General features: G+C 75.0%; 19 protein-coding genes. 8 read left to right on the forward strand and 11 right to left on the reverse strand.

The window, feature by feature from the left end; all coding sequences use genetic code 11:
• Nucleotide 1: 1 nt before the first annotated feature.
• The 11 genes from AB0881_RS14565 to AB0881_RS14615 all read right to left on the reverse strand — a co-directional run bounded on the left by AB0881_RS14565 (nt 2) and on the right by AB0881_RS14615 (nt 12,056).
• Complete coding sequence (locus AB0881_RS14565; protein ID WP_366617225.1) at nt 2-1,843, reverse strand: proton-conducting transporter membrane subunit; 1,842 nt, start codon at nt 1,841-1,843, stop codon at nt 2-4.
• Entirely contained in the window at nt 1,840-2,145 is a 306-nt protein-coding gene (gene nuoK / locus AB0881_RS14570) for an NADH-quinone oxidoreductase subunit NuoK (protein ID WP_366617227.1), read from the reverse strand. The genes AB0881_RS14565 and nuoK overlap by 4 nt, the downstream gene beginning before the upstream one ends.
• Complete coding sequence (locus AB0881_RS14575) at nt 2,142-2,657, reverse strand: NADH-quinone oxidoreductase subunit J (RefSeq protein ID WP_366617228.1); 516 nt, start codon at nt 2,655-2,657, stop codon at nt 2,142-2,144. The genes nuoK and AB0881_RS14575 overlap by 4 nt, the downstream gene beginning before the upstream one ends.
• Before the next feature lie 13 nt (nt 2,658-2,670).
• Nucleotides 2,671-3,576, reverse strand: coding sequence for a complex I subunit 1 family protein (locus AB0881_RS14580; protein WP_366617229.1), 906 nt, complete (start codon nt 3,574-3,576; stop codon nt 2,671-2,673).
• Nucleotides 3,569-4,753 (reverse strand): hypothetical protein, encoded by a 1,185-nt coding sequence (locus AB0881_RS14585; protein ID WP_366617230.1) that lies wholly within the window; start codon nt 4,751-4,753, stop codon nt 3,569-3,571. Before AB0881_RS14585 ends, AB0881_RS14580 begins: the two co-directional genes overlap by 8 nt.
• Nucleotides 4,744-5,091, reverse strand: coding sequence for an NADH-quinone oxidoreductase subunit A (locus AB0881_RS14590; protein WP_366617232.1), 348 nt, complete (start codon nt 5,089-5,091; stop codon nt 4,744-4,746). Before AB0881_RS14590 ends, AB0881_RS14585 begins: the two co-directional genes overlap by 10 nt.
• 110 nt (nt 5,092-5,201) lie before the next feature.
• Nucleotides 5,202-6,377, reverse strand: coding sequence for an ABC transporter permease (locus tag AB0881_RS14595; protein WP_366617233.1), 1,176 nt, complete (start codon nt 6,375-6,377; stop codon nt 5,202-5,204).
• On the reverse strand, nt 6,374-7,546 hold the full coding sequence (locus AB0881_RS14600) for an ABC transporter permease (protein WP_366617234.1): 1,173 nt from the start codon (nt 7,544-7,546) through the stop codon (nt 6,374-6,376). Before AB0881_RS14600 ends, AB0881_RS14595 begins: the two co-directional genes overlap by 4 nt.
• Nucleotides 7,543-8,493, reverse strand: a complete 951-nt coding sequence (locus tag AB0881_RS14605; protein ID WP_366617235.1) for an ABC transporter ATP-binding protein — start codon at nt 8,491-8,493, stop codon at nt 7,543-7,545. The genes AB0881_RS14600 and AB0881_RS14605 overlap by 4 nt, the downstream gene beginning before the upstream one ends.
• Before the next feature lie 81 nt (nt 8,494-8,574).
• A complete protein-coding gene (locus AB0881_RS14610; protein WP_366617236.1) occupies nt 8,575-9,663 on the reverse strand; it encodes an acetate/propionate family kinase in 1,089 nt (362 codons plus the stop codon).
• A 47-nt stretch (nt 9,664-9,710) separates the two neighbouring features.
• Nucleotides 9,711-12,056, reverse strand: coding sequence for a phosphoketolase family protein (locus AB0881_RS14615; protein WP_366617237.1), 2,346 nt, complete (start codon nt 12,054-12,056; stop codon nt 9,711-9,713).
• A 127-nt stretch (nt 12,057-12,183) separates the two neighbouring features.
• Between AB0881_RS14615 and AB0881_RS14620 the strand changes: the two genes are divergently transcribed.
• The 8 genes from AB0881_RS14620 (at nt 12,184) to chvE (ending at nt 19,666) form a co-directional block, all read left to right on the forward strand.
• Nucleotides 12,184-12,711, forward strand: a complete 528-nt coding sequence (locus tag AB0881_RS14620) for a winged helix-turn-helix domain-containing protein (protein WP_366617238.1) — start codon at nt 12,184-12,186, stop codon at nt 12,709-12,711.
• Between the two features lie 24 nt (nt 12,712-12,735).
• Nucleotides 12,736-13,590: a M23 family metallopeptidase gene (locus AB0881_RS14625; RefSeq protein ID WP_366617240.1), complete on the forward strand. Its 855-nt coding sequence runs from the start codon at nt 12,736-12,738 to the stop codon at nt 13,588-13,590.
• A gap of 102 nt (nt 13,591-13,692) precedes the next feature.
• Complete coding sequence (locus AB0881_RS14630) at nt 13,693-13,980, forward strand: hypothetical protein (RefSeq protein WP_366617242.1); 288 nt, start codon at nt 13,693-13,695, stop codon at nt 13,978-13,980.
• Between the two features lie 170 nt (nt 13,981-14,150).
• Nucleotides 14,151-15,230: a LacI family DNA-binding transcriptional regulator gene (locus AB0881_RS14635; protein ID WP_366617244.1), complete on the forward strand. Its 1,080-nt coding sequence runs from the start codon at nt 14,151-14,153 to the stop codon at nt 15,228-15,230.
• A 95-nt stretch (nt 15,231-15,325) separates the two neighbouring features.
• Complete coding sequence (locus AB0881_RS14640; protein ID WP_366617246.1) at nt 15,326-16,486, forward strand: mandelate racemase/muconate lactonizing enzyme family protein; 1,161 nt, start codon at nt 15,326-15,328, stop codon at nt 16,484-16,486.
• Nucleotides 16,483-17,496, forward strand: coding sequence for an alcohol dehydrogenase catalytic domain-containing protein (locus tag AB0881_RS14645; RefSeq protein ID WP_366617248.1), 1,014 nt, complete (start codon nt 16,483-16,485; stop codon nt 17,494-17,496). Before AB0881_RS14640 ends, AB0881_RS14645 begins: the two co-directional genes overlap by 4 nt.
• On the forward strand, nt 17,496-18,473 hold the full coding sequence (locus tag AB0881_RS14650; RefSeq protein ID WP_366617250.1) for a hypothetical protein: 978 nt from the start codon (nt 17,496-17,498) through the stop codon (nt 18,471-18,473). Before AB0881_RS14645 ends, AB0881_RS14650 begins: the two co-directional genes overlap by 1 nt.
• Before the next feature lie 65 nt (nt 18,474-18,538).
• Nucleotides 18,539-19,666, forward strand: a complete 1,128-nt coding sequence (chvE, locus tag AB0881_RS14655) for a multiple monosaccharide ABC transporter substrate-binding protein (RefSeq protein ID WP_366617252.1) — start codon at nt 18,539-18,541, stop codon at nt 19,664-19,666.
• Nucleotides 19,667-19,704: the final 38 nt, after the last annotated feature.

Raw genomic sequence — 19,704 nt, forward strand, 5'->3', positions numbered from 1 at the left:
CTCACCCGACCAGGACGGCGACGAGGACCAGCAGGAAGAACGCCACGGCGGCCTGCGCGTAGTAGGTGTGCACCAGCCCGGTCTGCGGCCGCCGCGCGAGCCGCCCGAGCCGCCGCCCCGCCCGGCCGGCGGCCTCCACGAGCCCGTCCACGGCGGGCTCGCCCCGGCGGGCGGCGATCCCGCCGGCCCGGCGCCCGCCCGCGGCCGCCGCCCGCACGGCCCCGTCGACCACCCGGTCGTCGAACCAGGCCAGCCCGGCCGCCAGCCGTACGACGGGACGGGCGACGCCCCGTACGGCCAGACGTTCCAGATGGAGCCACCTGGCGAACACCCCGCCCGCCCCCGCCTCTCCGGACCGGCGGTGCCGCTGGAGGAGAAGCGCCGCGGCCACGGCCGTCACGGCGAGCGAGCCGGAGACGAGGAGTTCGGCGGGGACGGCGCCGCCGCCCGGCGGGGTGCCGAGAAGACGCCGCCACGGGCCGTCCAGGCCGGGCAGGGCCAGTACGCCAAGGAGGGCCGCGCCCGCGGCGAGCACCGGGAGCGGCAGCTTCTCCAGGAAACCGGCATCAGGGCCATCGGCGGCGTCGGGGGCGGGGCGCCACACGGCGAGCAGCGCGCGCAACGCGTACAGGGTGGCGAGAACGGCGGCGGCCAGGCCCACCGCGTACAGCGGCCGGGACTCCTCCGCGACCGCCGTCAGGATCGCGCCCTTCGTGGCCCACAGCGAGAGCGGCGGCAGGCCCGCGAGGGCCAGCGCGCCCGCGGTGAACGCGGCGCCGACCAGCCGATGGCGCCGGGCGGCGCCGCGCAGCCGGGCCAGGTCCCGGGTGCCGAGCGCGGTCAGCCACGCGCCCGCGCACAGGAACAGCAGGCTCTTCACGGCGGCGTGCGCGACGAGGTGGGCCGCGCCGCCCGCGATCGAGGCCGCGCCGGCGGCGAGCACCATGAACCCGACCTGCGCGCAGGTGGAGGCGGCGAGGAGCTGCTTCAGATCGCGCTGGGCGAGGGCCACGGCGCCGAGCAGCAGCGCGGTGAGGGCGCCCGCCCAGGCCACCAGCGGGCCCGCCCAGCCGGTGGCGGCGAGGAGCGGCTGGAGGCGCAGCAGGAGGTACGCGCCGGCGGCGACCATCGTCGCCGAGTGCAGCAGCGCCGAGACGGGGCTGGGGCCGTCCATCGCGCGCGACAGCCAGAACGAGAACGGCAGCTGCGCCGACTTCCCGAGCGCCGCGGCGACGATCCCGGCGGCGATCAGGTCGCGCCACGGCGCCGGGGCGGCCGCGAGCCCGTCCAGGGAGAGCGCGTGCGTGCCCGCGACGGCGCAGCCGGCCGCGGCGTACAGGCCGAGGTCGCCGGCGCGGGTGGTGAGGAACGCGACGCCCGCCGAGCCGGTCCGGCGGGGATCCCGCCAGCGGAAGCCGATCAGCGCGTACGACATGGCGCCCATGACCTCCCAGCCCATGAGCAGCACGGCGAGATCGGTCGCGGTGACCGTGACCAGCATCGCGCCCGCGAACACCAGCATCAGCCCGCAGAAGCGGGCCCGCGCCGCCGTGGCCGGCATGTCCCCGGCGGCGAAGACCAGCACGGCCAGGGTCGCGGCGGCGGCCGTGACCGCGAGCGCGGCCGACAGGCCGTCCACCGCGAGCCCGCCGGGCATGCCCTCGAACAGCGGGAACCGTACGGCCGGGCGCGCGGCCGCCGCGCCGATCGCGGCGGCGAGCGTCGCCAGTGCCGCCGCGACGCCGAGCGCCGGGGCGAGGCGGTCCGCGCGCCGCCCGGCGAGCAGGAGCAGCGCCCCGGCCGCCAGCGGCAGCCCGGGCAGCGCCCAGCCCGGCGCGCTCATCCCCTGAGGTCCCGCGCGTCGTCGGTGGTGTCGACGTCCCGGGCGCGGAACAGCGCGGTGACGACGGCGAACCCCATCGCCATCTCCAGCGCCATCACGGTGACCGCGACCAGCACGAGGACCTGCCCGTCCGCGGTGCCGGGCGCCACGAACCGCCAGAACGCGGCGCCCGCCACCAGCAGGCCGTTGACCATGAGCTCCAGGCCCATCATCACCATCACGACCGACTGCTGGGACAGCGCGCCGAACAGCCCGACCGCGAACAGCGCGGCGGCCACCAGCAGGAGCGCCTCCAGGGTCACCGGTCACCGCCGTACCGGCCGCGGTGGGTCGCCAGCACCACCGAGGCGATCATCGTGGCCAGGATCGCCGCGCCGATCACCATCATCACCAGCATCTTCGGGCCCATGATCGCCTCGCCCAGCGCCCGGGCCGGATCGGGCGGCGGCGCGCCCCGGCGCTCCGGCCAGGGAACGAGCAGGATCCCGGCCGCCAGGACGGCGAACGTCCCGCCCGCGATGGCCGCCGCCCCGCGCCCGTTGTGCACCATCGTCATCGGCATCAGCCCGGCCGGGTTCATCATGTACATGATCATGAAGACCGCCATCACCAGCATCTCCATGATCATCATCAGCACCACCAGCACGCCGAGGTACTGGAGATCGACCAGCAGCAGCACCAGCCCCACGCACAGGAACGAGACCAGCAGCGCGAACGTGGCGCGCGCCATCGAGTCCACCACGAAGACCGCGATCCCGCTCGCGACCGCGACGGCCGCGAGCGCCCAGAACGCGACCGCCTGCGCCTCTTCCACCCCGCCCACCCCCTCAGTCCAGGACGACGATTCCGACGACGAGCATCTGCAGCAGCGCGGCCGGGACGAGCACCGTCCACGCGACCCCCATGAACCGGTCCGCGCGCACCACCGGCAGCCGGTGCCCCGCCCACACCAGCAGCGCCAGCACGGCGGCGGTCTTGACCAGCGACCACGCGGGCGCCGGCAGCAGCGGGCCCGCGCCGCCGCCCAGGAACAGCGGTACGGCCGCCGCCGCGACCGCCGCGAGCAGCGCGTACCGGCCGGCCGTCCACACCAGCCGGTCGGGGCCGGACAGCTCCACGGCCGCCCCTCCCGCGATGTCGTCCCCCACCGGATGATCCAGCGGCCCCCGGAACGCGATCGCCAGCGCCGAGATCAGGTAGACGGCGAACGCGACCGGCATCCAGACCGCGAACCACAGCCCGTGCTGGGCGGCGGCGATCCGCGCCAGGTCCAGCGAGCCCGCGCCCAGCGCCGCGGTGATGAGGGCGAACATGTGCGGCAGCTCGTACGCCAGCCCCTGCGCGAGGAAGCGGTAGCCGCCGACCAGCGCGTACGCCGAGTTGGTGCCCCAGCCGACCAGCCACACCGCGCCCCAGACCGCGACCTCCATCGCGTTGAACCACACGACGCCGGCGGCCATCGGCGCCACCGCGACCGTGCCCATCGGGACCACCACGGCGGCCAGCAGCGCGGCGGCGGGCAGCGCGACCACCCCCGCGCGCGTCAGGAGCCGGTCGGCGGCGAGCGTCGCCCGCCGCTGCTGGACGAGCATGCGGGCGGCGCCGCGCAGCGGCTCGTCCAGGGCGGCCCGCAGGGGGACGCGGAACGCCGCGTCCAGCACGGCCGCCGCGTACGCGAGCAGGCCCAGCGCCACCGGCAGCGCGACCACGGCCCACACCGGCGTCTCACTCATGCGCCGCCCCGATCTGGTCGGGGTCGGGATCGAGATCGGCCACGATCAGCCGCGCCGCGGACAGCTCCGCGCCCGCGAGCAGATCCGGCAGCGCGGCCAGCGTCGCCGCGCTCGGCGCGCTTCCCACCGGCCCGCGCGGGCCCTCGCCGTCCGCGAGCGCCGTACGGTCGCCGAGCAGGGCGAGGGACTCGCCGATCTCGGCCAGGCGGGCGTGCAGCCGCGTCACCGCGTCACCGGGATGCCGTGCGACGAACCCGGCGAGCCCGTACCGCTCCACGGCGGCGCGGTCCACGGCGCCCAGCCCGCGGATCATCCAGCGCAGCGTCCGCGAGCGCCCGGTACGGCGGGCGAAGCGCGCGAAGGACGCCCGCAGCTCCTCGTCCGGCGCCCCGGCCAGCACGCCGTCGCGCAGCCGCCGGGCACGCTCGGCCTGGCCCCGCCACCCCGCGACGGCCAGGAAGCGGGCGAGCCCGTCGAGAAGCGACGCCGCCCGCCGCCGCTCCGCCTCGCCCCTCGCCACCCGCCCCCCCGCCGCGGCCGCGAGCCACGGCGCGTCCCAGAAGCGCCCGCCGCCCGCCCCGCCCATCACCTCGGCCTCGGCCCGCTGGACGACGTCGCCCTGCATCGCGACCCGCACCCGCAGCCCCGCCGGCCAGTCCGCCAGCACCGGCCCGAGCGGGACGTGCAGCACGTCGAGCTTCAGCCCGTCCCGGTCGGGCGCCCGCTCGGCCATCGCCACCCCGCCTGGGGCGCCCATCATGTGCCCCTCATGCCCGCCGTGCCCCGTGTGTCCCGCGTGCTCGTGCCCAGTGTTCTCTGTGTGTTCCGTGTGCTCTGTGTGCTCGCCCGCATGATCCTCGGCGATGTCGTCGAAGCCGATGGGGCGGTCCAGGGCGGCGCGGACGTCCGCCTCCGTGGCGTCCGGCGGCACCGCGACCCTGGCGCGGGGCGCGGGGAGACCGGCCCAGACCGCGTCCACTGCCCCGGCCAGCGCCGGGCCCGGATCGCCGCAGACGACGAGGAGGGCGGACTCCATCGGGCCGGACGCCGGGATCCAGGCGCGGCGGCGCAGCTCGGACTCCACCAGGAGCCGGGCCCGCGTCCCGCCGGGAACGGCGACCGCGAACGGGCGCGGGCGCGCGGCGGCGTAGGCGGCCAGGCGGCCGGTCAGGCCCACCGGAAGGCCCCCTCGCGCCAGGCGTACAGCACGCCCACCATGAGAAGGCCGAGGAACAGGAACATCTCGACGACGGCCTTGGTCCCGATCGACGCCACGACCAGCGCCCACGGGTACATGAAGATCATCTCCATGTCGAAGGCCAGGAAGACCGTCGTCACCGCGTACCAGCGCACGTGGTAGCGCGACACCGCGTGCTCCGCCGGGCGGCCGCCCGACAGGTACGGGGCCGCGCGCACCGGCCCGCCGGCCGCGAGGAGCGCGCCGAGGGCATGGACCGCCGAGATCAGGGCGCCGAGAAGCCCCAGCAGGGCGAGCACCGCCACGTACGACTGCACGCGAGTGGCCTACCCCGTGCGCGGCGGGAGATCACCACGTTCGCTCCGCCGTGCCGGAACCGGCCGCGGCGGAGCGGCAGGCCCGCCGGGCCGCGGTCGCCCCGGCCCGGTCAGCCGGGCGCCGAGTCGCGCATCAGGGAGCGGCGCAGCAGGTACGTGCCCGCCGTGAAGAGGACGAGGGCGTACGCGCCCAGGACGGCCAGTTCCGGCAGCACGTCGGCCAGCCCGCCGCCGTGCCGGGTCAGCTCGGCGAGGGCCTCGTTGCCCCAGGCGTGCGGGGTGAGCCGGGCGACGGCCATCATGGCCGGCGAGAAGAACTCCAGCGGCATCATCGAGCCGCCGAGCGCGGCCAGCCCGAGGCCGAGCAGCACCCCGATCGCCCCGGCCTGCTGCTCGGTCCGCAGCACGGCGCCGGCGACCATCGCGGCACCGCTGCCGACCAGGCAGAACATCAGCACGACCAGCACGGCGGGCAGCGGGGCGCCCCAGTCGACGCCGAAAATCAGCGCCGAGCCGGCCATGATGAACACGCCCTGCAGCAGCGCGATCCCGAACCGCCCGAGCGCCGCGCCGAACAGGATCGTGCGGACCGCGGTCGGGGTGGCGAGCATCCGGCGGATCACGCCCGTCCGGCGGCCCTCGATCAGCACCGCGGTGCCGGTGAGCGAGGTCAGGAAGACGAACAGCAGCAGCTGGCCCGCCGCGCCCTCGGTGAACCGGCCCATCGTCTCGGGGAACGGGTCCTCCCCCGCGGTCACGGTACGGACCTCGACGCCGGGCACCCGGGGCGCGATGAGATCGGTCGCCGCGAGCGCCCGCGGCAGCGGGACGTTCTGCTCGTTCCGCGCGAACCGCGCAGCGCGCAGCCGCTCCCCCTGGCGGGCCACGGCTGCGCGCACGGCGGGGCCCAGCCGCATGCCGTCCTGGTCCGGCCGGGCCAGCAGCTCGACCCCGGTACGGCCGTCCCCGCGCAGGGCCGCGTCGTACCCGGCCGGGACGACCACCCCGGCCTGGAGCCGGCCGCGCTCCACGGCGGTGCGCAGCTCCGCCGCGCCGCCGATCCGCTCGACCCGCACGCCGTCGATCGCGTCCAGCTCGCGGACCAGCGCGCCGGACAGCTCGCCGCGGCCCTGGTCGACCACGCCGAGGCGGGGCTCGTACGACCCGCCGAACGTCGCGCCGAGCACGAGGATGAGGCCCATCGGCAGCAGGAAGAGGAAGAACAGGCTGCTCCGGTCGCGCAGCAGGACGCGCAGCTCCGTCCCGGCGATCGCGAGGGGCTTCATGCGCGCAGCGTCCTTCCCAGGAGCAGCAGGGCGGGGCCGCCGGTCGCCGCCGCGAACAGCAGCATCGCGCCGGCGGCCGGCAGCGCCGCCGCCGGGCCGGCGCCGCCGGCCAGGTCCGCCAGCCCCCGCATGAACCAGTGGTGCGGGGTCAGCAGGCCGAGCGCGGCCACGATCCCGCCGATCTGCGCGACGGGGAAGAACGCGCCGCCCAGCGCGCCCAGCGACACCGCGACGGCCGCCTGCCAGCCGGACGCCTGCTCCGGGGTACGCGCCACCGCGGCCAGGATCGCCATGATCCCGGTGGCGGCGAGCACGCCCGCGGCCACCAGCAGCGCCACGCCGAGCGGATCGCCCCAGCTCGCGCCCAGCAGCAGCGTCGTCGCGGTGACCAGCACCGCCATGCTCGCCAGCCCGACGAGCACGCTCGTGAGCATCTTGCCCGCGAGGACGGCGACCGGCCGTATCGGCGCCGCCAGCAGCCGCGGCATCGTGCCGTGCGCGCGCTCCTCCAGCAGCCCGGTCACGCCGAACTGCACGGTGAAGAAGAGGAAGAACACCGCCATGCCCGCCGCCATGTACGTCCCGACGCTCAGCTGCCGGTTCGCGGCGGTCCGGTCCTCGACCGCCACCGGAGCCGGTACGGCGGCGGCCCGCGCCGCCAGGTCCCGCGCCTCCGCCGGGTCGGGGCGGCCGCCGGCGGCGACCGCGACGGCCAGCCGCACGGCGCGCACCTCGGCGGCGTAGGAGGTGGCGAGGGAGCGGGCCACCTGCGTCCCGGTGGTGGACTCGGCGCTGCCGATCACCCGCAGCTCCGCGGCCCGCCCGGCCGCCACCTGGGCCGAGAACCCGGCGGGGACCACGAACGCGGCCGCCGCGTCGCCCTCGTCGACGATCCGGCGGGCCTCCTCCGCGGTACGGGCGGTGCGCAGCTCGATCACGCCCGCCCGCTCCACCGGCCGCAGCACCGCGTCCACGAACCGCGCCGCCGCCGGGCCCCCGTCGGCGTCGGCGACCACGTACCGGAACCGCTCGCCGCCCGAGGCCGCGCCCATCGTCAGGTCGAAGACGAAGGCGAGCGCGAGCGGGAGCAGCAGCGCGTACATCGGCAGGGACAGGTCGCGGGTGCGCTGCCGGAGGTCCTTGGCCGTGATGAGCAGCGCCGCCCTCATGCGCGGTCCCGCAGCGCCCTGCCGGTGAGGTGCAGGAACACCGTCTCCAGGTCGGGCTCGGTCACCGACACCGACCGCACGGCCGCGCCGGCCTTGGCGGCCACCCGCAGGATCTCCGGCAGCCGGTCGCGGGCGTCGTCGAGGGCCAGCTCCAGGCCGTCCTCCCGCCGGTCGGCGCGCTCGACGCCGGGGATCTCCGCGAGCGCGGCGGCCGCCGCCGCGAGGTCGCCGCCCGCGCCGAGCGCGACCCGGTCGCGCTCCTCCACCAGCGCCACCAGCTCCCGCTGGGTGCCCTCGGCCCGGAGGCTCCCGGCGTCGATGATCCCGACGCGGTCGCAAAGCCGCTCGGCCTCCTCCATGTAGTGCGTGGTGTACAGGACGGCCATGCCGCCGCCGGCCAGCCGCCCGACGCTCTCCAGGATGGCGTTGCGGCTCTGCGGGTCCACGCCCGCCGTGGGCTCGTCCAGGATCAGCAGCCGCGGCCGGTGCAGCATCCCGACGGCAATGTTCAGCCGGCGCTTCATGCCGCCCGAGTAGTGCTTGGCCCGGTCCTTCGCGCGGTCGGCCAGCCCGACCGTCTCCAGGACCTCGGCCACCCGCCGCCGCGCCTCGCCCCGCGACATGCCGTACAGCCGGGCGAAGAACGCGAGGTTCTCGGCGCCGGACAGGTCGGGGTAGATCGCCAGCTCCTGCGGCACGTACCCGATCCCGGCCTTCGGGCCGACGCTCGCGGCCGTCAGCGGGGTGCCGTCGAGCAGGATCTCGCCGGCGTCCCGGGCCAGGATCCCGGCGATCATGGAGATGGAGGTGGTCTTGCCCGCCCCGTTGGGGCCGAGCAGCCCGTAGGTCTCGCCCTCGGCGATGTGGAAGCCCAGGTCGTCCACCGCCTGGAGGTCCCCGAACCTCTTGCGCAGCCCCGTGCACCGCAGCACGGCGGGTCCGGCCATCGATCCCTCCGTACGCTCGGCGGAGCATCCGCCCTCAGCATCGGCGGAGCGGCCGGACCGCGCCAGGGCCCTTTGGTCCCTTCAGGCGAGGGCGGCGCGGACGCCGGCGGCGATCTCCAGGTCCTCGCGGGCGGTGACCACCAGCGTGCGGACGGCCGCGCCGGGGGCGGTGACCTCGGCGTCGCCGCGGGCCGCGGCGTTGGCGGCGGTGTCGACGGCCGCGCCGAGGAAGGCGAGGTCGGCGGCGGCGCGCTCGCGGACGGCGGCGTCGTGCTCGCCGACACCGCCGGTGAACACCAGCGCGTCCACGCCCCCCATCGCGGCGGCCATCGCGGCGGCGCTGCCGCGCAGCCGGTGGTGGTAGACGTCCAGGGCGAACGCGGCCACCTCGTCGCCCTTCCCGGCGCGGTCCCGGATCTCCCGCATGTCACCGGTCCCGGCCAGGGCGCGAAGCCCGGACCGGTGCTCCAGCGCGTCGGAGATCTCCCCCTCCGGCACGCCGTGCTTGCACAGCCACAGCGGGATGCCGGGATCGAGGTTCCCGGCGCGGGTGGCCATGACCAGGCCCTCCAGCGGCGTGAACCCCATCGTGGTGTCGACCGGCCGGCCGCCCGCGACCGCCGCGAGCGACGCGCCGGAACCGAGGTGGAACAGCACGAACCGGAGCCCGGCCGGATCGGTGCCGAGCAGCTCCCCGGCCCGGCGCAGGGCGTAGCCGTACGACAGGCCGTGGAACCCGTACCGCCGCAGCCCGTGCCGCTCCCGCCACTCGACCGGGACCGCGTACGCCGCCGCGGCCTCCGGCAGGCCCGCGTGGAACGCGGTGTCGAAGCAGGCCACGACCGGCACCCCCGGCATCGCCCGGCGCAGCTCGCCGAGCGCGTACAGCGACTGCGGCTGGTGCAGCGGCGCCAGGTCGATGAGGGTGTGCAGCCGCTTGGCGACCTCGTCGTCCACCACGGCGGGGTGCGTGAAGTCCCGGCCGCCGTGCACGAACCGCAGCCCGATCGCGTCCGGCGCCGGGATCCTCGCCACCGCCGCGGCCAGCCGCTCGGCCTCCCGCCCCGCCGGCCCGGAGTCCAGGTCCAGGGTGTTCAGGATGGTGTCGTCGTGGTCGAGCAGGCTCAGCTTGAGGCTGCTGGATCCCGGGTTGACGGTCAGCACCCGCATCGGTGCCCCCTCTCGGCTCAGTACGGCTCAATACGGCCCAGCACGGCTCAGTACGGCCACGTCCAGTCGCGCACTTCCGGGGCGTCCTCGCCGTGCTCGCGGGTGTACGCGCGCAGCTCCAGCCGCCGGTCGGCCATCCGCTGCCGGATGTGCGCGACCCGCCCGCCCAGGCCGGGGACGCGGTCGATGACGTCCATGACCAGGTGGAAGCGGTCGAGGTCGTTCAGCATGACCATGTCGAACGGCGTGGTGGTGGTGCCCTCCTCCTTGTAGCCGCGCACGTGCAGGTTGGCGTGGCCGTGCCGGCGGTAGGTGAGCCGGTGGATCAGGTACGGGTAGCCGTGGAAGGCGAAGATGACGGGCTTGTCGGTGGTGAAGAGCGCGTCGAAGTCGCGGTCCGGGAGCCCGTGCGGATGCTCGGTGTCGGGTTGCAGCCGCATCAGGTCGACCACGTTCACCACGCGTACGCGCAGCTCGGGGAAGTGGCGGCGGAGCAGGTCGGCGGCGGCGAGCGTCTCCAGCGTCGGCACGTCGCCCGCGCAGGCCAGCACGACGTCCGGGTCCGCGCCCTCTTCGGTACTGGCCCATTCCCAGATGCCGATGCCGCGGGTGCAGTGCGCGACGGCCTCGTCCATCGTCAGCCAGGCGGGCGTGGGCTGCTTCCCGGCGACGACGACGTTGACGTAGTCGCGCGAGCGGAGGCAGTGGTCGCCCACCGACAGCAGCGTGTTGGCGTCCGGCGGCAGGTAGACCCGGACGATCTCCGGCTTCTTGTTCAGCACCACGTCCATGAAGCCGGGGTCCTGGTGGGTGAAGCCGTTGTGGTCCTGCCGCCACACGTGCGAGGACAGCAGGTAGTTGAGCGAGGCGATCGGCCGCCGCCACGGCAGGTCCCGGGTGACCTTCAGCCACTTGGCGTGCTGGTTGAACATCGAGTCGACGATGTGGACGAACGCCTCGTAGCTGTTGAACAGGCCGTGCCGCCCGGTCAGCAGGTAGCCCTCCAGCCAGCCCTGGCACAGGTGCTCGCTGAGCACCTCCATGACCCGGCCGTGCGGGCCCTGGTGCTCGTCGGTGCCGAGCCGTTCGCCGGTGAAGACCCGGTCGGTGACCTCTAAGACCGCGTCCAGCCGGTTGGACGCGGTCTCGTCCGGCCCCATGACGCGGAAGTTGTCCGGGTTGGCCGTCACGACCTCGCGCAGGTAGCGGCCCAGCACGCGGGTCGGCTCGGCCGTGCCGGCGCCCGGCTTGTCGACCGCGACGGCGAAGTCGCGGAAGTCCGGCAACACCAGCGGGCGCAGCAGCTCGCCGCCGTTGGCGTGCGGGTTGGCGCTCATCCGCCGCGTGCCCGCGGGCGCCTGCCCGGCCAGCTCCGGCCGCGGGCGGCCGGCGTCGTCGAACAGCTCCTCCGGCCGGTACGACAGCAGCCAGTCCCGCAGCTGCGCGAGGTGCTCGGGCTTCTCGCGCACGCCCGGCAGCGGGACCTGGTGCGCGCGCCAGGTCCCCTCGACCGGAACGCCGTCGACCTCCTTCGGGCCGGTCCAGCCCTTCGGCGTGCGCAGGATGATCATCGGCCAGCGGCGCCGCCCGGCGGCACCGCCCTCCCGGGCGCCCGCCTGGATGCGGCGGATCTCGTCCAGCGCCTGGTCGACCGCCGACGCCATCGCGCGGTGCATCGACGCGGGGTCGTCGCCGCCGACCAGGTACGGCAGGTGCCCGTACCCCTCCAGGAGCATCGCCAGCTCCTCTTCCGGGATCCGGGACAGGACGGACGGATTGGCGATCTTGTAGCCGTTGAGGTGCAGGATCGGCAGCACCGCGCCGTCCCGTACCGGGTCCAGGAACTTGGTGGAGTGCCAGCTCGCCGCCAGCGGCCCGGTCTCGGCCTCGCCGTCGCCCACGATGCACGCGACCACCAGGTCCGGGTTGTCGAACGCGGCCCCGTACGCGTGCGCGAGCGAGTAGCCCAGCTCCCCGCCCTCGTGGATCGAGCCCGGCGTCTCCGGCGCCACGTGGCTCGGTATCCCGCCCGGATAGGAGAACTGCCGGAACAGCCGCGCCATCCCGGCCTCGTCCCGCGACACGTCCGGGTAGACCTCGCTGTAGGTGCCCTCCAGCCAGGCGTTGGCCACCGCCGACGGGCCGCCGTGCCCCGGCCCCATGATGTAGATCATGTCGAGGTCGCGGTCCCGGATCGCCCGGTTCAGGTGGGCGTAGCAGAAGTTGAGCCCCGGTGAGGTCCCCCAGTGGCCCAGCAGCCGCGGCTTGATGTGCTCGGGCCGCAGCTCCTCGCGCAGCAGCGGGTTGGCGCGCAGGTAGATCTGCCCGGCCGACAGGTAGTTGGCCGCCCTCCACCAGGCGTCGATCCGCGCGGCCTCGGCGTCGTCCAGCACGTCGCGTACCTCCGATCAAGGACAGGACTCAGGCGAGCCTTCCCGCCCGGGGCGGCCGGAACCCTGCGGCGGCGGGCCGCCACCGGCCCGGCTTGATGGAATTACGCTTCTACGTAATTATGGAATCGTGACAGCGGAGAAGGACGGCACGCTCGCGGAGCGGCTCGCACGGCTGGAAGAACGCGTGGCGCGGCTGGAAGAAGACCCGGCCGCCCCCGCGGCCGGGGAGTCCGCCGCCCCGGCGCCCGACGGCGAGACGTTCTGGGCGTTGAACGGGCTGAAGGAGCGCGCGGGCGACCAGGGCGCCGTGCTGTTCACGGGCAGCGTGACGCTGCCGGCCGGGGAGCACTACGAGTGGCAGCAGGGGCACCCCGCGGCGGACCTGCTGGACGACGACTGGTCGCTGGCCGCCGACGCGCTCTCCGCGCTGGCGCACCCGGTCCGGCTGCTGCTGCTCAGGGAGATCCTGCACGGCGCCCGCACCACCGCCGAACTCGCCGCGCACGAGCGGCTCGGCACGACCGGGCAGCTCTACCACCACCTGCGCCAGCTGGTCGCGGCCGGATGGCTGCGCACCACGGCGCGCGGCCGGTACACCGTGCCGGGCGAGCGGGTGGTCCCGATCCTCACGGTGCTGGCGGCGGCCCGCCGCTAGCGCCCGTCCGCACAGGGAGGCGGAGTGTTGAAGAGAATCGCCCGTTTCAGGACCCCGGTCCTGCTGCTGGGCATCGCCCTCGGCCTGAGCATGAACCTCCACGACGTCCGCGCGGTCTTCTGGGCCGGGACGGTCCTCGTCGTGCTCGGCCTGATCCTGTTCTTCGTCCCGGCCGGCGCGTCCGAGCGGGAGCCGGTCGTCGTGCGCAGCCCGCTGGAGGGACGCTGGATCCCGGTCAACAGCCCCGCCGACAGGGTCCCCAGCCACGGCACGCACGAGGCCGGCCAGACGTACGCGATCGATCTGGTGCACGCGCCCGACCCGGCGGCGGAGTGGAGGCCGCTGGGGCGCGGCCGGCTCGCGGCGCGCCCGGAGACGTTCCCGGCGTTCGGGCGGCCGGTCTCCGCGCCCGCCGGCGGCGTCGTGGTGGCGGCGAGCGGGTGGCAGCGCGACCACTGGAGCCGCGACTCCTGGCCCGGCCTGGCCTACCTGCTGGTCGAGGGCATGGTGTTCCGGCAGATCGGCTCGTTCCTGACGCTGTCGTCCTGCCGCTTCATCCTCGGCAACCATGTGATCCTGGACCTGGGCGACGGCGTGCACGCGGTGTTCGCCCACCTGCGGCGCGGCTCGCTCCGGGTCGCCAAGGGCGACCGGGTCAGGGCCGGCGACCCGCTCGGCGAGGTCGGCAACTCGGGCAACAGCTCCGAGCCGCACCTGCACTTCCATCTGATGGACGGCCCGCGGCCGCTCGTGGCGGCCGGGATCCCGTTCGCCTTCCCGTACGAGAGCGACGGCGAGATCCGCACGGGCGTACCGGGCGGGCGGCGCGCCTTCGTGGCGCGGACCGACGTCCCGGCCACCGGCGTGACACGCTCCTGACCTGCGCATATTTCTTGACACGCGCATTGCCATAGCGGCACGCGGCCCGGGAAGGGACGTTCCAGCAAGGACCGACCTGAAACGGGTTCAAGGGAGCAACACATGCTCGGCATGCTGCGCAAGATGGGACTGTCGTCCAACATGATGTACGGGATGGGCCTCGCGTCCATCGGCGCCTCGATGGCCACGTGGGTGATGTCCCGCAACGCCGAGCCGGCCGGGATCGACCGCGCCGACCGGTGGGGGATCTTCGTGGGCCAGTGGGCGCCGACGTTCTTCGCGATGGGGTGCGCGATGCGCCTGGAGGAGCAGTGGGGCTCGCGCGGCGTGCACGAGCAGATGATGGAGTCGCGGGAGCGGGCCCGGGAGGCCATGCCGGTCAGCGGGTGAGGGCAACGGCCGGGCCGCGCGGGCCGTCCCGGAGCGGGCGGCCCGCGCGTGACCTGCGCCGGGCGGCGGCGAGAGATGTTCGCGCTATCACGGGTCTGGCCGTGGCTATTGACACCGCCGCGCGTTAGCGCAAACATCGAGGCCACCCACCCCGGTGTGCAGGAGATCACATGACCGTCCCCCCGGCCCCCTCTCCCGCCGGCGGCGCGGGCGCGGCCGTCCCGGACGCCCCCGGCGCCCCGGCCGCCCGTCCCCGGGCCGCGGTCATGGAGGACGTGGCCGCGCGGGCCGGGGTGTCGGCGATGACGGTCTCCCGCGTCCTCAACTCGCCCGAGAAGGTCCGCCCCGAGACCCGCGCCCGGGTGCTCGCGGCGATGCGCGAGCTCGACTACCGGCCCAACTCGGCCGCCCGGGTGCTGGTCACCGGCCGCTCCCGGGTGCTCGGCGTGGTCAGCTTCGACACCACGCTGTACGGCCCCGCCTCGACGCTCTACGGGATCGAGCGGGCCGCGCGGCGGGCCGAGCACACCGTCAGCATCGCCAGCCTCAGCTCGCTGACCCGCCGCTCCGTCCAGGACGGGGTGGAGCGGCTGCGCGCGCAGTCGGTGGAGGGCATCGTCGTCATCGTGCCGCACCGGTCGGCGGCCGAGGGGCTGCGCGGGCTGCCGCCCGACTTCCCCGCCGTGGTGGTCGGCGCGGGCGACGACCTGCCGGTCCCGGTCGCGGCGGTCGACCACCGCGCGGGCGCCGCGCGGGTGACCCGGCACCTGCTGAGCCTGGGGCACGCGACGGTGCACCACGTGGCCGGGCCCGGCGACTGGATCGACGCGAGCGAGCGCGTCGCGGGCTGGCGCGCGGTCCTGGAGGCCGCGGGCCGCCCGGTGCCCGAGCCGCTGCCGGGCGACTGGAGCGCGCGCTCCGGATACGAGCAGGGGCGGCTGCTGGCCGCCGACCCGGAAGTGACGGCGGTGTTCGCCGCCAACGACCCGATGGCGCTCGGGCTGCTGCGCGCGCTGCGCGAGGCGGGCCGCCGCGTCCCCGAGGAGGTGAGCGTGGCCGGCTTCGACGACGTCCCGGAGGCGCCGTTCTTCGCACCCCCGCTGACGAGCGTCCGGCAGCCGTTCGGCGAGGTGGGGCGGCACGCGTTCCAGCTGCTCATGGACCGCATCGCGGGCGTCCAGGGGGCGCCGCGCCGCACCGTCGAACCCGAGCTGGTGGTCCGGGAGAGCACCGCCGCCCGTCCCGGCTGACCCGTCCCCCGTTCCCGTCCCTGTCCGTCCGCTCCCAGATTTGTTAGCGCTAACACAAGCAAGCGCTAGACCACACCGACCCGAGGAAGCGATCCGTGCGCATCACCAAGATCGGCACCCATGTGGTGGGGACGCCCTGGCGGAACCTCACGTTCGTCACCGTGCACACCGACGAGGGGCTCACCGGCGTGGGCGAGGCCCGCATGCTGGGCCACACCGACGCGCTGCTCGGCTACCTGGCCGAGGCGGAGCGGCGGCACATCGCGGGCAGCGACCCGTTCGACATCGAGGACCTCGTCCAGCGGATGAAGTACGGCGACTACGGCCGGGCCGGCGAGATCGTGATGTCCGGCATCGCGTGCGTGGAGACGGCCTGCTGGGACATCGTCGGCAAGGCGCTCGGCCAGCCCGTGTGGCGGCTGCTGGGCGGGAAGGTCCGCGACCGCGTCAAGGCGTACGCCAACGGCTGGTACACCGTCGACCGCACGCCCGAGGAGTTCCACGCCGCCGCCCGGCGGGTCGTCGAGCGCGGCTACAAGGCGCTCAAGCTGGACCCGTTCGGCGCGGGCCGCATGGAGCTCGACCACGGCGAGACGATGCGCTCGGTCTCGCTGGTCGAGGCCGTACGGGACGCGATCGGCCCGGAGTGCGAGCTGCTGGTGGAGATGCACGGCCGCTTCTCCCCCGCCACCGCGATCCGGCTGGCCGGGCTGCTGGAGCCGTACGACCCGGCCTGGCTGGAGGAGCCCTGCCCGCCGGAGAACCTCAAGGCGCTGTCGAAGATCGCGGCGCACACCCGGCTGCCGATCGCGACCGGCGAGCGCATCCACGACCGGATCGAGTTCCGCGAGCTGCTGGAGCTCCAGGCCGCCGACGTGATCCAGCCCGACGTCGGGCATCTCGGCGGCATCGCCGAGACGCGCAAGCTCGCCGCGACCGCCGAGACGTACTACGTGCAGCTCGCGCCGCACAACGTCGGCGGTCCCGTGCTCACCGCCGCCAGCCTCCAGCTCGGCGCCTGCGTCCCCAACTTCAAGATCCTGGAACACTTCAACGACTTCGCCGACGCCGAGGTCAAGAGCGTCGCGCGCGGCGGGCCCGAGGTCGTGGACGGCCACTTCGCGGTGCCCGAGGCCCCCGGGCTGGGCGTGGAGCTGGACCTGGACGCGGTCGCCGCGTTCCCCCGCCGCACCGCGGACTTCGACCTGTTCGCCGAGGACTGGCACAAGCGCGAGGGCACCGGGGTGCGCCGGTGAGCAGACGCGTCGTGGTGGAGCGGCCCGGCCGGTTCCGGGTCGTCCAGGGCGAGCGGCCCGCGCCCGGGCCCGGCGAGGCGCTCGTCAAGGTGGCCGCCGCCGGGCTGTGCGGCAGCGACCGCGAGCTGTACGACGGCGCCCGCCCGGCCGGGTTCGCCGGCTACCCCGTCACCCCCGGCCACGAATGGTCCGGAACGGTCGAGGCGGTCGGCCCGGGCGCCGACCCGGACCTGGTCGGCGCCAAGGTGGTCGGCGAGGGCTACCGGGGCTGCGGGCGCTGCCCGTACTGCCGGAACGGCGCCCCCAACCTGTGCTCCGGCGGCTACGACGAGACCGGCTTCACCCGGGCGGGCGCGTTCGCCGACCACCTGCTGATCCCGGCGCGGCTGCTGCACGTGCTGCCCGAGGGCGCCGACCTGCGCGCGGCGGCGCTGCTGGAGCCGGCCGCGGTGATGGCCGCCGCGACCCGGCTCGCGGCGCTGCGGCCGGGCGAGACGGCGGCGGTGGTCGGCGCCGGGACGCTCGGCATGCTGGCCCTCCAGTACCTGGCCGCCGCGTCCCCGTCCCGGCTGGTCGCGGTCGATCCGCGGACCGAGCGCGCCGGGCCCGCGCTGGCGGCCGGCGCGACGGCCGTCCACCCGCCCGGCGAGGCGGCCGAGGGCGCGTTCGACGTGGTCGTGGAGACCGCGGGCGCCACCGGCACGGCGCACGCGGCGGTGGCGCTGGCGCGGCGCGGCGGCCGGGTCGTGCTCACCGGCATCCCCGCCGATCCGGCCGACGCGGTGCCGACCACGCTGCTGGTCACCCGCGCGCTGTCGCTCCACACGGTGTTCGGCGCGGGCCCGGCCGACTGGGCGTACGCGGTGCGCGCGTTCGGCTCCGGCGTACTGCGCCCGGCCGCCCTGATCACCCATGAGCTCCCGCTGGACGACTACGAGCGGGCGCTCAAGCTCAGCGCCTCCCCGGACGCGGGCAAGGTGCTGCTCCGTCCCGACCCGCAGGAGATCTGATGGACCCCCTCCCCCCGTCCCGCCCCCGGCGCCCCGGCGAGCGCGCGCTGCGCGACCTGGGGTTCCCGCCGCGGCCCGAACTCGTGCCGTCGTCGGTGGCGCGCTTCCCCGACGGCGGTACGTGGCGTACCGAGCTGCCGTCCTGCGAAGGGCCCGCCGTCCTGGACGCGGTCCTCGCCGAGAGCGAGCGGCTGGCCGTCCCGCTGCACCGCATCAGCCAGGGCAGCGGCGTGTGGATGCTCACCGACGCCGAGATCGGCGAGATGGTCGCGGCGTGCGAGGCGCGCGGCGCCGAGCTGACCCTGTTCCTCGGGCCGCGCGGCTCGTGGGAGCAGGGCGGGGGCGGCCGCGCGTACGTCTCGTCCGGGCCGCGCGCCCGCGGCCGCGACCAGCTCGCCCAGTGCGTCGAGGACGCCGAGCGCGCCACCGGCCTCGGCGTGCGGTCGCTGCTGGTCGCCGACGAGGGCGTGCTGTGGACGCTGCACCGGATGCGCGCCGCCGGGCGGCTGCCCGCCGACGTGACGTTCAAGGTGTCGGCGCTGGTCGGGCCGGTGAACCCCGCCTCGTTCTCGGTGTGGGAGCGGCTCGGCGCCGACTCGCTGAACGTGCCCAGCGACCTGACCGTCGCGCAGCTCGCCGAGATCCGGGCGGTGAGCGCGGCACCGATCGACTTCTACGTCGAGGCGCCCGACGACCTGGGCGGCTTCGTCCGCATCTATGACGCGGCCGAGCTGGTCCGCTGCGGCGCCCCCATCTATCTGAAGTTCGGGCTGCGGAACGCGCCCGCCCTGTACCCGGTGGGACGGCACCTGCTGCCCGCCGCCGTCGAGTCCGGCCGGGAGCGCGTGCGGCGCGGCCGGCTGGTCCTCGACACCCTCGCCCGGCTCGGGGCGGACGAGGGGATGTCCCCGATCGGCGCGCGCGATCCGGGTCCGCTGCGGCGGTTCCCGGACGAGCCCGCGCCGGTCATGTCCTAGCAGCCTCCGCCGACACCTCTATCTGCTTCTCCTTCACCCCAAGGACACCCCCCAAGGAGCACCCCATGAGACTAGGGCGCTTTACCACCGTGCTGTCCGCCCTCGCCCTGACCGCCGCCATGTCCGGCTGCGGCTCGGCCGAGAAGACGGTCGACAAGGAGGCCAGGTCCGCCGCCGGCAAGGGATCGCTGGTCGGGATCACGATGCCGACCAAGTCGTCCGAACGCTGGATCCACGACGGCAACAACCTCAAGACCGGGCTGGAGAAGCTCGGCTACAAGGTGGACCTCCAGTACGCCGAGAACGACATCCCCACCCAGGTCAGCCAGATCGAGAACCAGATCACCAAGGGCGCCCGGGCGCTGGTGGTGGCCTCGATCGACGGCACCGCGCTGACCACCCAGCTCCAGCAGGCCGGCGACAAGAAGATCCCGGTCATCGCCTACGACCGGCTGATCCGCAACAGCCCGAACGTGGACTACTACGCCACGTTCGACAACTACAAGGTCGGCGTGCAGCAGGCCACCTCGCTGCTGATCGGGCTGAAGCTGCTGAACGCCGACGGCTCGGCGGGCAGCGCGAAGGGCCCGTTCAACATCGAGCTGTTCGGCGGCTCGCCGGACGACAACAACGCCACGTTCTTCTACAACGGCGCGATGTCGGTGCTCAAGCCGTACATCGACAAGGGGACGCTGAAGGTCGCGAGCGGCCAGACCGACTTCAAGACGATCGCGATTCTGCGCTGGGACCCGGCGACCGCGCAGAAGCGGATGGAGGACCTGCTCACCAAGACCTACAGCGGCGGCGCGAAGGTGCAGGGCGTGCTGTCGCCGTACGACGGGCTGTCGATCGGCATCCTGTCGGCGCTCAAGAGCAACGGCTACGGCACCGGCGGCCAGCCGTACCCGGTGGTGACCGGGCAGGACGCCGAGGTCGCCTCGGTGAAGTCGATCATGGCGGGCGAGCAGTACTCGACGATCTTCAAGGACACCCGGAAGCTGGCCGCCGAGACCGTGAAGATGGCCGACACCGTCCTGAAGGGCGGCAAGCCGCAGGTCAACAACACCAAGGACTATAACAACGGCGTCAAGGTGGTGCCGTCGCAGCTGCTCCAGCCGGTGATCGTGGAGAAGTCCGCGGTCAAGTCCGCGCTGCTGGACAGCGGCTACTACACCCAGGCGCAGCTCGGCTGATCCGCCATGGCCGAGGACACCCGGACCACCGGGAACGA

The organism is Spirillospora sp. NPDC029432, from assembly GCF_040703975.1.
Taxonomy (GTDB): domain Bacteria; phylum Actinomycetota; class Actinomycetes; order Streptosporangiales; family Streptosporangiaceae; genus Spirillospora.

Bases quoted from the DNA above. Each gene is read 5' to 3' on its own strand.
- AB0881_RS14565 (WP_366617225.1), bottom strand. From the start codon at position 1,843: ATGAGCGCGCCGGGCTGGGCGCTGCCCGGGCTGCCGCTGGCGGCCGGG.
- AB0881_RS14580 (WP_366617229.1), bottom strand. From the start codon at position 3,576: ATGAGTGAGACGCCGGTGTGGGCCGTGGTCGCGCTGCCGGTGGCGCTG.
- AB0881_RS14595 (WP_366617233.1), bottom strand. From the start codon at position 6,377: ATGAAGCCCCTCGCGATCGCCGGGACGGAGCTGCGCGTCCTGCTGCGC.
- AB0881_RS14600 (WP_366617234.1), bottom strand. From the start codon at position 7,546: ATGAGGGCGGCGCTGCTCATCACGGCCAAGGACCTCCGGCAGCGCACC.
- AB0881_RS14605 (WP_366617235.1), bottom strand. From the start codon at position 8,493: ATGGCCGGACCCGCCGTGCTGCGGTGCACGGGGCTGCGCAAGAGGTTC.
- AB0881_RS14610 (WP_366617236.1), bottom strand. From the start codon at position 9,663: ATGCGGGTGCTGACCGTCAACCCGGGATCCAGCAGCCTCAAGCTGAGC.
- AB0881_RS14630 (WP_366617242.1), top strand. From the start codon at position 13,693: ATGCTCGGCATGCTGCGCAAGATGGGACTGTCGTCCAACATGATGTAC.
- AB0881_RS14635 (WP_366617244.1), top strand. From the start codon at position 14,151: ATGACCGTCCCCCCGGCCCCCTCTCCCGCCGGCGGCGCGGGCGCGGCC.
- AB0881_RS14650 (WP_366617250.1), top strand. From the start codon at position 17,496: ATGGACCCCCTCCCCCCGTCCCGCCCCCGGCGCCCCGGCGAGCGCGCG.
- chvE (WP_366617252.1), top strand. From the start codon at position 18,539: ATGAGACTAGGGCGCTTTACCACCGTGCTGTCCGCCCTCGCCCTGACC.